General features: G+C 70.0%; 15 protein-coding genes. 9 read left to right on the forward strand and 6 right to left on the reverse strand.

Features of this window, described 5'->3' with window-relative positions; genetic code table 11:
* Positions 1 to 11: 11 nt before the first annotated feature.
* Entirely contained in the window at positions 12 to 596 is a 585-nt protein-coding gene (locus AC4PMY_RS08700) for an NADPH-dependent FMN reductase (protein ID WP_083397322.1), read from the reverse strand.
* Between the two features lie 59 nt (positions 597 to 655).
* Between AC4PMY_RS08700 and AC4PMY_RS08705 the strand changes: the two genes are divergently transcribed.
* Positions 656 to 1,744: a GrpB family protein gene (locus tag AC4PMY_RS08705; RefSeq protein WP_491622477.1), complete on the forward strand. Its 1,089-nt coding sequence runs from the start codon at positions 656 to 658 to the stop codon at positions 1,742 to 1,744.
* 51 nt (positions 1,745 to 1,795) lie between these two features.
* On the opposite strand, the gene AC4PMY_RS08710 is transcribed toward AC4PMY_RS08705, so the two are convergent.
* Positions 1,796 to 3,070, reverse strand: a complete 1,275-nt coding sequence (locus tag AC4PMY_RS08710) for a threonine/serine exporter family protein (protein WP_491622478.1) — start codon at positions 3,068 to 3,070, stop codon at positions 1,796 to 1,798.
* Positions 3,071 to 3,120: 50 nt separating this feature from the next.
* A complete protein-coding gene (locus tag AC4PMY_RS08715) occupies positions 3,121 to 3,327 on the reverse strand; it encodes a hypothetical protein (protein ID WP_064295384.1) in 207 nt (68 codons plus the stop codon).
* 147 nt (positions 3,328 to 3,474) lie between these two features.
* On the opposite strand from AC4PMY_RS08715, the gene AC4PMY_RS08720 reads away from it, so the two are divergent.
* Both AC4PMY_RS08720 and AC4PMY_RS08725 read left to right on the forward strand, forming a co-directional pair.
* Positions 3,475 to 3,687, forward strand: a complete 213-nt coding sequence (locus AC4PMY_RS08720) for a hypervirulence associated TUDOR domain-containing protein (RefSeq protein WP_064295385.1) — start codon at positions 3,475 to 3,477, stop codon at positions 3,685 to 3,687.
* 69 nt (positions 3,688 to 3,756) lie between these two features.
* A complete protein-coding gene (locus AC4PMY_RS08725) occupies positions 3,757 to 4,665 on the forward strand; it encodes a cation diffusion facilitator family transporter (protein WP_064295386.1) in 909 nt (302 codons plus the stop codon).
* Between the two features lie 21 nt (positions 4,666 to 4,686).
* Here AC4PMY_RS08725 and AC4PMY_RS08730 read toward each other — a convergent pair whose 3' ends face one another.
* From AC4PMY_RS08730 to AC4PMY_RS08740, 3 genes are all read right to left on the reverse strand, one after another.
* On the reverse strand, positions 4,687 to 5,874 hold the full coding sequence (locus AC4PMY_RS08730; RefSeq protein WP_491622479.1) for a cobalamin-independent methionine synthase II family protein: 1,188 nt from the start codon (positions 5,872 to 5,874) through the stop codon (positions 4,687 to 4,689).
* A gap of 46 nt (positions 5,875 to 5,920) precedes the next feature.
* A complete protein-coding gene (locus AC4PMY_RS08735) occupies positions 5,921 to 6,124 on the reverse strand; it encodes a hypothetical protein (RefSeq protein ID WP_124768057.1) in 204 nt (67 codons plus the stop codon).
* A gap of 169 nt (positions 6,125 to 6,293) precedes the next feature.
* Positions 6,294 to 6,851: a GNAT family N-acetyltransferase gene (locus tag AC4PMY_RS08740; protein WP_491622480.1), complete on the reverse strand. Its 558-nt coding sequence runs from the start codon at positions 6,849 to 6,851 to the stop codon at positions 6,294 to 6,296.
* A 53-nt stretch (positions 6,852 to 6,904) separates the two neighbouring features.
* Between AC4PMY_RS08740 and AC4PMY_RS08745 the strand changes: the two genes are divergently transcribed.
* The 6 genes from AC4PMY_RS08745 to AC4PMY_RS08770 all read left to right on the forward strand — a co-directional run bounded on the left by AC4PMY_RS08745 (position 6,905) and on the right by AC4PMY_RS08770 (position 13,346).
* Positions 6,905 to 7,192, forward strand: coding sequence for a hypothetical protein (locus tag AC4PMY_RS08745; protein WP_071261441.1), 288 nt, complete (start codon positions 6,905 to 6,907; stop codon positions 7,190 to 7,192).
* 62 nt (positions 7,193 to 7,254) lie between these two features.
* Positions 7,255 to 7,983 (forward strand): alpha/beta hydrolase, encoded by a 729-nt coding sequence (locus tag AC4PMY_RS08750; protein WP_064295390.1) that lies wholly within the window; start codon positions 7,255 to 7,257, stop codon positions 7,981 to 7,983.
* A 139-nt stretch (positions 7,984 to 8,122) separates the two neighbouring features.
* Positions 8,123 to 9,475 carry a purine-cytosine permease family protein gene (locus tag AC4PMY_RS08755; RefSeq protein ID WP_079000664.1) on the forward strand — a complete coding sequence of 451 codons (1,353 nt, stop codon included), beginning with the start codon at positions 8,123 to 8,125 and terminating at the stop codon, positions 9,473 to 9,475.
* A gap of 81 nt (positions 9,476 to 9,556) precedes the next feature.
* Entirely contained in the window at positions 9,557 to 11,110 is a 1,554-nt protein-coding gene (locus AC4PMY_RS08760; protein WP_064295392.1) for a hydantoinase/oxoprolinase N-terminal domain-containing protein, read from the forward strand.
* Positions 11,107 to 12,201, forward strand: coding sequence for an S-methyl thiohydantoin desulfurase family protein (locus tag AC4PMY_RS08765; protein WP_491622481.1), 1,095 nt, complete (start codon positions 11,107 to 11,109; stop codon positions 12,199 to 12,201). Before AC4PMY_RS08760 ends, AC4PMY_RS08765 begins: the two co-directional genes overlap by 4 nt.
* Positions 12,198 to 13,346, forward strand: a complete 1,149-nt coding sequence (locus AC4PMY_RS08770; protein WP_491622482.1) for an S-methyl thiohydantoin desulfurase family protein — start codon at positions 12,198 to 12,200, stop codon at positions 13,344 to 13,346. The genes AC4PMY_RS08765 and AC4PMY_RS08770 overlap by 4 nt, the downstream gene beginning before the upstream one ends.
* Positions 13,347 to 13,354: the final 8 nt, after the last annotated feature.

Here is a 13,354-nt window from a genome sequence, read left to right on the forward strand (position 1 = left end):
GCGCTCCGCCCTCACACTTCCCAGACCGAGCGGTAGCTCCGCTCGGCGAGGAGCCCCGACAGCTCCGCGTGTACGGTCATCGTCTTGGCGAGCCGCTCGGCGCGGTCCGCCTTCAGCACGTCGGGACGCTCCCAGTCCCGCTCCGACAGGTAGGCCGTGTACGGGTTGATGACGCACTTGAAGTCCAGCATGAGCGACTGCCCGAGCGTGGCGGTCGCCATGTAGCTGTGCGGCAGGCCGGCGGCGCAGACGAAGGTCACGACCTTGTCGAACCAGGCGGCGACCCTGCCGTCCTCGCCGGTCGCGCCGGTCGCCTCGATGAGCGATTTCACCGTCGCGGCCGGTGCCCAGTTGTAGACCGGGAATGCGAGGACGACGCCGTCGGCAGCCGTGATCAATGCATGCAGTCGACGGAACGCAGGGCTCTCGAAGACCCGATCGTTGTCGAACGGCGGCAGTTCCATCTCGGCCAGATCGATGACGGACGAGTCATGACCCTGCTCGCGCAGGAGCTCGCTGCTCGCCGAAGCGAGGGTCCGGCTCCGACTCGACGGATCGAGGCTGCAGGAGATCACGGGCAGGTTCAGAGCGGCCATTCCTCTACGCTAGCCCGGCAGCCCACACGGCGAGCGTGGCGGGTGTGCGAGGGTGGAACATGCTCTCGCCGCAGTCACTCAGTGAAGCCGACCGCCGTCTCGTCGCCTCGTGGGCCGCCGATTGCGCCGAGCGGGTCCTGCCGCTGTTCGAAGCGGAGGCGCCGGACGACGATCGCCCACGTGACGCGATCGCCCGCGCCCGCGCGTTCGCCGCCGGCGACCTCGACACCGCCGGGGAGATCCGCCGACGCTTCGTCGCCAACCGGGCCTCGCAGGCGGTGTCCTCACCCGCCGCCAAGGCCGCCGCGTGGTCGGCCGGGCAGGCCGCGGGTGTCGCGCACATGGGAGCCCATGCGCTCGGCGCCGCCGCCTATGCGATGAAGGCCGCCGAGCTGCGTCAGGCCGGAGCAGGCGCGGCCGAGATCGCCTGGCAGCTCGACCACCTGAGCGACGCGGTCCGGTCGGCGCTCCGCCTCCTGCCGGCACTCGGCACGGACTCCTCGGGTCCGCTCGGCACCGGGCTGCTGGCCTCGGGAGTGCTCGGCGACAACATCCGTGCCATCCAGAGCGGCTTGCGCCGACGCCGCCGCCGCCCGGATGTCACGACGCTCGAGCTGGTCGGAGGCCCCGAGCCGGTCCGGGTCGAGCTGCACGACGCCGACCCGGAGTGGCCCGAACGGTACCGGGAGCACCGGCAACGGATCATCGAGGCCCTCGAGACGAACGCGGGCCGGACCAGTACGGTCGATATCGAGCACATCGGCTCGACCTCGGTGCCCGGACTCGCGGCGAAGCCGATCGTCGACATCGTGGTCGCCGTGGAGGATATCACCGCGGAGGAGGACTACCTCGACCCCCTGCTGGCCGCCGGCTACGTGCTGCGCGTCCGTGAACCCCGCCATCGGATGGTGCGGACGCCGGAGCGCGACGTCCACGTGCACCTCTACGAGCAGGGCGCGCCGGAGATCGGCGAGTACCTCCTCCTCCGCGACCACCTGCGGTCCGACGCCGACGACCGCGCGCTGTACGAGCGCACCAAGCGGGAGCTGCTCGGGAGGCCCTGGGACGACATGAACGACTACGCCGATGCGAAGACCGAGGTCATCGTCGCGATCAAGGCGCGAGCGCGGGCAGCGCGGAGCCGCTGACTCGCCCGAATCTGTACGAATTCGGCACCGTTTCGGACCATTCCGGGCGACTCAGGGACGGGCGGTCGCACGTACCGGCGGGATGATGACCCCCGTCACGACCGCCGCCGTCTTGATGCCGACGCAGAGACTGATGAAGACCGTCAGCGCCGCCGTGACCGCTGAGCCCTCGAGCGTCGCGAGCGACACGAGTCCCACGGTGCCCGGCACGAGCATGAGGAGGGCCGGCTGGAACGTGAAGTTGGACGGCACCGCCGCCGAGTACCGCTCGACGATGCGAGCGACGACGAACACGAGCCCGGCGGTGAGCCCCGTCGCGACCGCGTTCCCCACGAGCGGGGCGAACAGGACGATGCCCGCGTAGGTCAGCGCCATCACGCAGATCGTCAGCAGGGTCAGGGAACGACCCGAGCCGAACGCGATCCCGATCCCCGCCGCGAGCATCACGACGCCGATCCAGGTGAACCACAGCGGTGGCACCGCCTCCCACCCGACGAGGTCCGAACTCCCACGGACGACCTGACCGACGAGCGCCGTCGAGTCCGGGTCGATCGACAGGCCGGTGAGCAGCGCCCCGGCAGAGATCCCGGCCGCCATGAAGGCGAGCACGATGAGCCCGTACATCAGGCGTGCCGAGCCCGTCACGATGTCGGTCGCCGTCAACTCCAGCAGGGCGTTGGTGATGAGCGCACCGGGTACGAGGATCGCGATCGGCGCGCAGACGGCGAACAGCGGCACGGGGCCGAGATCCATCGCCGATGCGAGCGTCCCGACGAGCGTCGTCGACACGAACGCCGTCACGAACGGGGCGATCGCGACCGCTCCCCGCCACCGTGCCAGCAGGGTGATGACCAGGCCGACGAAGGCGCCGACGAGCATCGATGCGACGATCGCCCACCATGGGCAGCGGAACAGCAGCGCGAGCCCTCCCGCGAGCAGCAGGTTCCCGACCACCCAGTGCATCGACGCATGCGGGCGCGGCGTCTCCCGAATCGACTGGATGCGGGCCGGCAGGTCACCGACCGGCCAGTGTCCGAGCTCGAGCTCGCGCATGAGCCGGTTCGCCCGCGCCGCGCCGCGGAACGACAGCTCGCCGTGGGTGTTGCCGGCCGCGAGCACCGCACCGGTGCGCACGTCGTTCACGATGATGAGCTGCGGCAGCACCGAGAAGGCCAGACCCTCGTCGCCCGATGCGACCGTGGCGCGCTCCAGGGAGTCCCGGACGTCGGTGACGGAGGTGCCGGCGTCGAGGAGGAGGCAGCCGAGCGCGCTGTAGGCGTGCGCAGCCGTCCTGCGGTGCTCATCGGTCGCGGCGGCGTCATTCATCCCGCCAACGGTACGCGAGATTCCAGGGACGCCTGGGGCCGCCGCGGACCTCAGCGGCGGTTGCGGAGCGCGACGGCTCCGGCCACACCAAAGTACAGGCCGGCGAGGATCGGGACGACGACGATCCACCAGAAATGGAAGCCGAAGTCGCCGTGGGCGTTCGCGACGGCGACCGGGATGAGTGCCACCCCGAGTACGACTCCGACGATGCCGATGCCGAGCGCGAGTCGGGGTCTTCCCGGGGTGAACGAGGCCATGGGGACACGCTGGACCTGCGGGGCTCGCGGAGCCCGGGGGATATCCCCTTTCCCTCGCGCGACGCAAGCGCTTGTGCGGCCGCCGTCACGCTGGCATCCTCGCTCACACGTCGCTCGCTCGCGGCGTGTGAGCGCCGAGGAGGCAGCATGGCAGACGTACGAGTGGGCGACCGCGTGTCGTGGGGCACCTCGCAGGGGCGGACGCAGGGGAAGGTCGTCGAGCGGAAGACCGCGGACTTCCAGTTCGACGGCCAGCACTTCACGGCGTCGAAGGACGAGCCCGCGTTCATCGTGGAGTCCGAGAAGACCGGCGCGAAGGCCGCCCACAAGGGCTCCGCGCTGCGCGTCCTGAAGTCCTGAGGCCCTGACCGCGGTCGTCCGGATGTCCGGGCGTACGCGGCGCACCCCGGCTGGGCGTAGCGTTGGCGCATGACCGTCGTGATCGCCTTCCTGGCCAACGTCATCGTCGCCATCGCCAAGTCCATCGTCGCCGCGCTCACCGGGTCGGCGTCGATGCTGGCCGAGGCCGCGCACTCGTGGGCCGACGCGGGGAACGAGATCTTCCTCCTCATCGCCGACAAACGGGCCGACAAGCGACGCGACGCCGCACATCCGCTCGGCTATGGCCGTGACGCGTACATCTTCTCGCTGTTCGCCGCCTTCGGGATCTTCACCGTCGGTGCGGTCGTCTCGATCCAGCACGGCATCCAGAGCCTCACTGCACCGGAGGCAATGGAGGACTACGCCCTCAGCTACCTCGTGCTCGGTGTCGCCTTCCTCCTGGAGGGTTTCTCCTTCACCCAGTCGATCCTCGAGGGCCGGCGCACGGCGAGGAAGTACGGCCGCGGCTTCTTCGACTACATCGTGAACGGCTCCAACACGACGCTCCGCTCGGTGTTCTTCGAGGACTCCGCAGCACTGCTCGGCCTCATCATCGCCGGTGCCGGCATCGGCCTCCACCAGGTGACCGGCGACCCGGTGTGGGACGCGATCGGCTCGATCGCGATCGGTGTCCTGCTCGGCGGGGTCGCGCTGCTGCTCATCAACCGCAACCGGCGCTATCTTCTCGGAGCCTCACCGAGCCCCGCGTACCGCGCACAGACCGTCACCGCGCTCCTGTCGCACCCGGAGATCGAACGGGTCACGGCGCTGTACCTCGAGTTCAGCGGGCCGGAACGCCTCTTCCTCGTCGCGTCGGTCGACCTCGTCGGTGACGACCGCGAGAACGACGTCGCGCGCCAGCTCCGCCGACTCGAGGGCGACCTCGAGCAGGACGACCTCATCGGCAAGGCCGTGCTCACGCTCTCGGTGAGCGACGAGCCGTCGATCACCGTCTGAGCGCGACGCCGAGCCGAGGACTCAGGCGCCGAACAGCCGCTTCGACGCGATCGCAGCGCCCTCGACGAGCGCACCGAGCTTCGCCCACGCGACATCGGTCGCGACGAACTCGTAACTCGCGAAGGTGGAGAGCCCGCAGTCGGTGCCCGCGATGACGCGCGTCGGGTCACCGACCGCTTCGGCGACCTCCACGATGCGGTTCGCGATGACCTGCGGGTGCTCCAGGTAGTTGGTGGTCACGTCGACGACCCCCGGGATGAGGAGCGCGCCCTCGGGGAGCGGATGCTCGCGGAACGCCGGCGCCTCGTGCTGGTGCCGCGGGTTGCCGAGCGGGATGCTGAACGCACCGACCCGTGCCCGGTAGAGGTGCGGGAGGAGCACGTCGACCGGGACGTCGTCCTGGTGTGGGCCCTGCCAGTTGCCCCAGCAGACGTGGAGCCGGAGCTGCTCGCGGGGGATGTTCCGGATGGCGTGGTTGAGCGCGTCGACGTGCAGGTCCACGGCCGCGAGGAACTCCTCGAGCGTCGCGTCACCGAACTGGATGACCCGCTCCATGGCGAGGTCCGGGGCGTCGAGCTGCAGGACGTGACCTCGGGCGACGATCGCCTCGTACTCGATCCGCAGTTGCTCGGCCAGCGCGAACACGTAGGCGCGGTCGTCGCCGTAGAAGGGGTTCGCGGCGTCGAGCAGCAGCGTCGTCGACACGATTCCGGGCGTCGCCGCCGAGAAGAAGGTGCCGGCAGGTGTGCGTCCCTGGTCCGCCTGCACGGCGAGCTCCCGCTCGAAGCCGTCCAGATCGGCGGTGATGCCGGCGAGCGTGGGGTCGTACACGAGCTGCCCCTGAGCCATCGGCGGATCCCACACCCGTGCGACGTCCGCACCCTCGACGATCTGCTTCGCCTGGAACGCCGCGTAATCCGGGAATCGCACGGAGTCGAGCGTCGGCTTGCGGTGTCCTGCACCGCCGAACCCCTCGATGCGTTCGAGGACGTAGGTCGAGAACCCGACGCGCGGGACCTCGCCGTCGTTGATGAGATCGAGACCGGTGGCGAGCTGTGCGGCGACCGTCGAGGCCACCGCATCCGCCGTGACCTCCTCCAGCTCGGCCCCGTCGAACGGCCGCCGCTGGTCGCGGGCCACGAGCAGCCGGGTCAGCTCGGGCGTGCGCGGCAGGCTCCCGGCGTGCGTGGTCAGGATGCGGTCGGTCATGCGTGAGCTCCTCGGTGCGTGGCGGAGGTGGAAGTGGACGGCACGCTCACGCCATGCAGGGAGCCCACTCCTGGTTGGAGAGTTCCCGCTGCTCGTTCTCGGTCTGGAGGAGCCAACCGGTCTTCGTCGCGCCTCGGTACTGTCCGCTCACGAGGTCGGCGCACCAGGACCGACCGTCGAAGGCCCACCGGACGAAACTCGCCTCACTCCCCTTGCGCAGGAGCGGGCGTTCGCGTTCTACCTGACTCATGTGTTCCATCTCGACGGTGGCTGACATATCTTCCAACCGTATCGAGGAATGCAGTCGGTGAACAGACTGCGCACGCTCCTTGCGTTTCACGGCCACTTGCCCGAAAATACCCGGTCGCGCCCGGAAGTGGCGTCCTTCGAGATGCTCGGAGAGCGAGCGCAACGATCGTTCAGCCCACGAACACGCGGAGCGCCTCGTCGCTGAGCGCCCGGTCGGCGAACACGAGGCGCACGGCATCGGGATCCGGGTTGCCCGCGTCGGGGCCACGCCAGACGACCTCCAACCCCGCGCGTTCGGCAGCCCGTCGTGATCCCTCGTTGTGCTCCAGGAGGAACGCCACCACGGGCAGATCCGGTGCCGACGCCGATGCCGCGGCTCGCGCGGCCGCGATGAGCTCCTGCGCATATCCGCGCCCCCAGGCCGCGGGCGCCAGGCGGTAGTACAGGTTCCAGGCGAGCCCTCCCCGCAGACTCGGGCCACCGATGCCGACCAAGGCACCCGTCGTGGTGTCGCGCGCGACCCACACGTCGAGGCCGTTCGCCTCCCAGCCGGCCTGATACCGCTCGATCAGTGCGCGGGTCTGGGCGAGCGCCGTGTGTCGGGCGGACGGCAGGTGCGTCCAGACCGCGGGGTCGGCATGGAGCTCGTGGAGTTCCGGCAGGTCGCGCTCGGTGGGGCGGGCGAGCGTCAGTCGCTCCGTCAGGGTCGGCGGCGTCGCGTCGGTCATGCCTTCCATTCTGCGGTCTGGTCGACGGCTGCCCCACTCGATACCCTGAGCCCATGGCTGCGAAGAACGAACCGATCTCGGCGCGCGCGTGCGCGATCCTCAGTATCGCCATCGCCGCGTTCTCCATCTACCTCGTCGCCGCGACGGCGAGAGACGGCGGTTCATGGACGTTCTCGGTGCTCGCCTGCTTCGTGCCGCTGCTGTTCGCCGCCCAGGGCATCAGGATGAGTCGCCAACCCGGAGCGCCCTGGCCCACCTTCAGCCTCATCGGGTCGATCGTCGGCGGAGCACTCGGACTCGTGTCGTTCGCCGCGTTCGCCTGGTTGCTCGTGCGCTCCTGAGTGCAGCGACGCAGCGCGGCGTCGCCGCGTAGAGTCGTCCCCAGCGCCGACGGAGGAGGGCCATGCGACTGCACGTCGAGGAACACGGTCACGGACCGGTCCGGATCGCCCTCATCCACGGGTTCCTGGCCGACGGGGCCGCCTGGACCGACGTCGTCGCAGCGTCCGACCCGGAGCGGTACACGTTCCTGCTCGTCGACCTGCGCGGTCACGGCTCCAGCCCACGCGCCGATCGCACCCGGGGTGAGCGGTACGACATCGCCTCGCTCGCGGCCGACCTCGTCGAGACGTTGCCGACCGGCCTCGACGCGATCGTCGGCCACTCCCTCGGCGGGCGGCTCCTCATCGACATCGTCGGCCCCCTCCGTCCGGCGCGCGCGATCTACCTCGATCCCGGGTTCGGCCTGAAACTGCCGGGCCGAGGCCTCGGCGCACGACTGTTCTGGAGCATCCCCGGGCTGCCGCGGCTCTTGGCCTGGCTGTACGACCGCACGGATCCCGCGACGGGTCCCGCGAACGTCGCGCTCGCCGAGGCCGCCCATGCCGCGTGGGACCGCTCGATGGTCGCGGAGGTGCTGCAGGACGTCGCAGCGAATCCGGTGACCCCGGCGGCGCCGGCCGTCCCCTCGACGCTGGTGCTGTCGGACGACGCGAAGCTCGTCCTTCCGAGCAGCCACGTCCCTCGCTACGAACAGCTGGGCTGGACCGTCACGCGGTTCCCGGGGATCCGCCACGACATGGCGGCGCTCGACGGGGCACGGACCTTCGAGGTGATCCAGGCCTCGCTCTGAGCGCCAGCGGACAGGAGCACTTGTGCAGAGTGCCGGTTCGAGGATCGAATTCCTGCATCATGCACATTCTGCTGCGGGCGGGCCGTCAGTAACGTTGCCGCCACCCGCACCGCTCCCTCCCCCACTTCTGGAGACCAGCATGGCTCGCATGGCACACGCAGACGACTTCGCCCTGTCCCGCGTCCGTCCCGACGCACAGAAGCCCTGGTTCGGCATCGCCGTCCAGCGCTTCGGACAGGTGTCGGCCCTGTCCCAGTTCCTCCTCGGCGCCACCCTCGGCTACAGCATGACCTTCGGTGAGGCGTTCCTCGCGCTGCTCCTCGGCTCGATCATCCTCGAGGTGATCATGTGCATCGTCGGCATCATCGGCCAGAAGGAGGGCCTCAACACCGCGCTCCTCGCCCGCTGGACCGGCTTCGGAGAGGTCGGCGCCTCCCTCGTCGGACTCGCGATCGGCATCAGCCTCATCGGGTGGTTCGGCATTCAGAGCGCGATCTCCGCCGAATCGCTCGACGCCCTCCTGCCCGGCTTCATGCCGGTCTGGGCCTGGAGCCTCATCTTCGGCCTCGCCGTCACCGCCATCGTCGCCTACGGGTTCAAGGGCATGCAGTGGCTCGCGAACATCACCGTCCCGCTGTTCCTCATCCTCGTCGGCTGGTCGATCATCAGCGAACTCACCCAGCACGACTTCATGGAACTCGTCACCGGCCCGGCACCCGGCCCCACCATGAGCGTCTGGGCCGGCACCGGCATCGTCGCGGGCGGCCTCATCGTCGGCGCCATCATCACCGCCGACATGACCCGCTTCAACCGGTCCCGCGCCGACGTCATCAAGCAGACCGTCGTCGGCGTCTCGCTCGGTGAATTCGTCATCGGCCTCTCGGGCGTCCTGCTCGCCCACGCCGCCGCCTCTGGCAACGTCGTCGCGATCGTGACGTCCTCGGTCGGCCTCATCGGCCTCATCATCGTCATCACCGGGACGCTCAAGATCAACGACTGGAACCTGTACTCGTCGACGCTCGGCCTGGTCAACTTCATCTCGACCGCGTTCGGCAAGAACCTCAACCGCGTGACCACCACCATCGTGCTCGGTGTGGTCGGCTCCATCCTCGCGGCGGTCGGCATCCTCGGGCAGTTCTCCGGCTTCCTCATCATCCTCGGCGTCGCCTTCCCACCCATCGCCGGCATCATGGTCGCCGAGTACTTCATCGTGAAGCGCTGGCGCGGCGAGCTCGACGAGACGCGCGCCTCCGGCCGCCTCCCCACGACCGCCCCGCGCATCGTCCCGGCGACCATCATCATCTGGGCCGTGTCCGCGATCACCGGCTACTTCGTCACCTGGGGCATCCCCGCCGTCCTGTCGCTCATCCTCTCGATGGTGCTGTACATCGCCGCCGGCAAGCTCGGCCTGGTCCGCGGGGTCGGCGTCGCCCACACCTCGCAGATCGAGGCGGATGTGACGACGGACAGCCCCGCCACCGCCTCGAGCTGACCCGGGGGACGTCCGTTCCACCCCGTCAGACCGTTCCACCGCACACCGCTCCACCGCACCAACAGAAAGCGAACCCCTCATATGCACATCGGTATCGATGTCGGCGGCACCAACACCGACGCCGTGCTCATGGACGGCACCACCACCCTGGCGGCCGTCAAGCACGCGACCACCCCGGACGTGACCGACGGGATCGTCCAGGCGATCGGCGAACTGCGGAGCGGCCACCACTTCGACGGTGATCAGATCACCGCGGTGATGATCGGCACGACGCACTTCATCAACGCCCTCGTGCAGGCCAAGCGGCTCGCACCCACCGCGGCACTGCGGCTCGGGCTCCCGGCGACCCGCGCGTTGCCGCCCCTCGTGGACTGGCCGGCCGAGCTCGTCGAGGCGATCAGTGCACGCAGCTACCTCGCGCACGGCGGCTACGAGTTCGACGGACGCCCCATCTCGCCGATCGACCCCGACGAGCTGCGGGCACACGCCGAGGACATGCGTGCGAACGGCATCCGCTCCGTCGCGATCTCCTCCGTCTTCAGCCCCGTCAACCACGACCTCGAGGTCGAGGCGGCGCGGATCGTCGGCGAGGTCCTCGGCCCGGACGTCGCCATCTCGCTCTCGCACGAGATCGGGCGCATCGGCCTCCTGGAACGCGAGAACGCGACGATCATCAACGCAGCCCTGCGCGAGCTCGCCTCGGAGATCGTCGATGGGCTCACCGCCGCCGTCCGGAAGCAGGGCATCGAGGCGCCCATCTTCCTCAGCCAGAACGACGGCACACTCATGGACGAGGACTACGTGCGCCTCTACCCGGTCGCGACCTTCGCCTCAGGCCCCACCAACTCGATGCGCGGGGCGGCACTGACGAGCGGACTCGCGACCTGCGCGGTCGTCGACATCGGCGGCACCACGGCGGACATCGGGCTGCTCATCAACGGCTTCCCCCGCGAGACGGCGAACGAGGTCAAGGTCGCCGGCATCCGCACCAACTTCCGCATGCCCGACGTCCTGTCCATCGGGATCGGCGGCGGCAGCATCGTCGATGAGGAGACCGCCGAGGTCGGGCCGGCGTCCGTCGGGTACAAGCTCATGACCGAGGCCCTCGTCTTCGGCGGCAGCACCCTCACGGCGACGGACATCGCCGTGGCCGCCGGTCGCGCGTCGATCGGTGACGCGTCGAAGGTCGCGCACCTCGACCCGGCCTTCGTGGAGCGCGTCCTCGAGCGGATCGGCGAACGCATCGCCGAGGCCGTCGACCGCATGCGCACGTCCCCAGAGCCGATCCCCGTGGTGGCGGTCGGCGGTGGGTCGATCCTGCTCTCCGACGAACTCCCCATCTTCGGCGCCGTCCACCGGCCCGACAACTACGCCGTGGCGAATGCCATCGGTGCTTCCATCGCGCAGGTCGGGGGCGAGATCGACAAGGTCTACGCCATCGAACCCGGCCGGCGTGAGGAGGCGATCGCCGAGGTCCGTGCCGAGGCGATCGACAAGGCGATCGCGGCCGGCGCCTCCCCCGCGTCGGTCGCGATCGTCGACTTCGACGAGGTCCCGATCCCCTATCTCCCGGGGAACGCCACGCGCATCCGGGTGAAGGCCGTCGGCGACCTCGACATGGGAGGCCTCCGATGAGCTGGACCATCTCGGCCGAGCTCATCCCCGGCCTCGCCCGTGGCGCGGCCGTCCTCGGGACCGGCGGCGGCGGCGACCCGTACATCGGCGCACTCCTCGCCGCGCAGGCGCTCCGCGAGCACGGCGACGTCACCGTCGTCACCCTCGACGAGGTCCCCGGGGACGCGCTCGTCCTCACCGTCGCGATGATGGGCGCCCCGACCGTCATGGTCGAGAAGCTGCCGAGCCTCACCGAGGTCGTCGCTCCGGTCCACGCCCTCAGCGCGTCCCTCGGTCGCCCGGTCACGCACATCGCGTGCGCCGAGGTCGGCGGCGTGAACTCGACCATCCCGATCGCCGCGGCCGCCGCGCTCGGACTCCCCCTCATCGACGCCGACGGGATGGGGCGGGCCTTCCCCGAGCTGCAGATGGTGCTCCCGACCCTGTACGGGATCGACGCCTCCCCGCTCGCGTTCAGCGACGAGAAGGGGAACACGGGCGTCCTCACGACCGTCGACAACAGCTGGACGGAACGCATCGCCCGCGTCGCCTGTGTCGAGATGGGCTGCTCGGTCATGATCTCCGGCTTCCCGATGTCCGGTGTGCAGGCGCGCGAGGCACTCGTAGCCGATTCGCTGTCGCTGTGCCGCGAGATCGGCGACGGCATCGAAGCGGCCCGAGCCGAGAAGGCCGACCCTGTGGAGCGGACCGTGCGGCTGCTCGGCGGTCGCGAGCTGTTCTCCGGCAAGGTCGTCGACGTCGAGCGCGCGACCACCACCGGGTTCGCCCGCGGTCGAGCCCGCATCGACGGTGTCGACGCGAGCCTGGAGCTGTCGTTCCAGAACGAGCACCTCATGGCGGCACTCGACGGCGTCACCCTCGTGACGACGCCCGACCTCATCATGGTGCTCGAGCACGATTCCGGCGAGCCCATCACCACCGAGGGGCTCCGGTACGGGCAGCGCGTCCGCGTGATCTCGGCACCGAGCGACGACCGCTGGCACAGCCCCGAGGCGCTCGCGATGGTCGGGCCGGGGTACTTCGGGTACGAGGTGCCGTCGCACCGCTTCGACGGCACGGCCGAGACGCCTGCGCCGGAGGTCGCCGCATGAGCTGGACGCTGACCGCGGACGACCTGCCCGACCTCGCCCGAGGCGCCACCCTCCTCGGGACCGGCGGCGGCGGCGACCCGTACATCGGCATGATGCTCGTGAAACAGGTGCTCGGCGACCGCTCCATCACGATCCTCGACCCCGACGAGCTCGCCGACGACCTCTTCGTCATCCCCACCGCGCAGATGGGCGCTCCGACGGTCATGGTCGAGAAGATCCCGGCCGGCTTCGAACCGACCATCGCCCTACGGACGCTCGAGGAGCACCTCGGGCGCACCGCCGACGCGACCATGCCGATCGAGTGCGGTGGCATCAACTCGATGATCCCGCTCATCGTGGCCGCCGAGACCGGGCTGCCGGTCGTCGACGCCGACGGCATGGGCCGGGCCTTCCCGGAGCTCTCCATGGAGACCTTCGCGGTCTACGGCGTGCACGGTTCGCCGCTCGCCATCGCCGGGGAACGCGGCGAGCGCGTGATCATCGACACCGGCGACGATGACCGGCAGATGGAGTGGTTGGCGCGCGGCATCGCGATCCGCCTCGGCGGCGTCGCCCACATCGCCGAGTACGCGATGAGCGGGGCGGACGTGCGCCGCACCGCGGTACCGCGGACGATCTCGATGGCGCTGGCCCTCGGCCGGGCGATCCGGATCGCCCGCGAGGAACACCGTTCGCCGTTCGCCGCCATCGCCGACACCCTGTCCACGACGCTCTACTCCCACGTCCGGGATCTGTTCGTCGGGAAAGTGGCCGACGTCGAGCGCCGCACCACCGAGGGCTTCGCCAAGGGCACGGCCGTCATCTGGTCGGCCGATCCGTCGAGCTCCGAACGCCTCGAGATCTCGTTCCAGAACGAGAACCTCATCGCCCGGTGGAACGGCGAGGTCGTCGCGATCGTGCCGGACCTCATCTGCATCGTCGACCACGAGACCGCCGAGCCGATCACCACAGAGGGCCTCCGCTACGGCCAACGCGTGCGGGTCCTCGGGATCTCGACGCCGGCACTCATGCGCACGCCGGACGCGCTGCGCGCCTTCGGGCCGAGCGCGTTCGGGCTGACGGAGCCGTTCGTCCCGGTCGAGGGCGAGGCGGCGGCTGCGGAAGCCGCGGATGCGTTCGCCGCTGGTCAGGCGGTCCGAGCCTAGGCTGAGGG

The sequence above is a fragment of the Plantibacter sp. MDV22-iso1 genome (assembly GCF_058408345.1).